1 protein-coding gene is annotated in these 707 nt (G+C 68.7%); it reads right to left on the reverse strand.

Annotated elements, in window-relative coordinates; all coding sequences use genetic code 11:
- Positions 1–7: 7 nt before the first annotated feature.
- The coding region (locus ACLWS4_RS37230) for a phage major capsid protein (protein ID WP_416876455.1) at positions 8–707 on the reverse strand (700 nt) is incomplete at its 5' end.

The following is a 707-nucleotide window of genomic DNA, read 5'->3' on the forward strand; positions in this document are numbered from 1 at the left end:
GCGGCCATCAGTGCGCCTTGAAGGTGCCGTAGACGAAGCTCTCGGGGCGCGGGACTTCGAGGCCGATGCGCTCGGAGCCGCGCATGGTGACGACGCCCCTCTCGAAGTTGTCACGGTTCTCCGTGCTGACCTGGACCGAGACCTGCTCCCGGTCGTACAGGCGCGCGCCGAGGCCGAAGGAGCCAACGAGGAACTTGCCCTGGTTGATGGCCATGGAGTCCACCACGGCGAGCCGCCAGACGACCTTCTGCGCGCCGATCGCGACGTTCACGGCGACCCGGTACGCGCCCTGGCCGTCGGTCTCCAGTTCCAGGTCCTCGAAGTCGAACGGGTGGAGCACGATGCCGCTCGGCGGGTAGTAGGCGAGCACGGCGCGGGTGGCCGCCCGGCGGATCGCCGCGCTCTGCTTGTCGGTGTCGGCCTGGGCGTAGGTCTGTACGCCCTGGGTGTTGACGATGCCGGTGATCTTCTCGTCGCCGCCGGCGCCGTAGAGGATCTCGTTGTCCTCGGTCATCTTGACGCCGTCGACGAGTTCGCTGTCGATGATGTCGCGCAGCCGCGGCTCGTCGGCCAGGGTGTTCTTGTGGATGGGCAGCGTGGTCGCGATCTCGGCGACCGGGTAGGTGACGGTCTTGAACGTCAGCTGCGACTGCGGGGCTCGCGCGAACACCTCGACGGCCGCCGTGCCGCCGGGCGGCACCTCCATG

It is taken from the genome of Kitasatospora sp. SC0581, from assembly GCF_048159585.1.
Lineage (GTDB): Bacteria > Actinomycetota > Actinomycetes > Streptomycetales > Streptomycetaceae > Kitasatospora.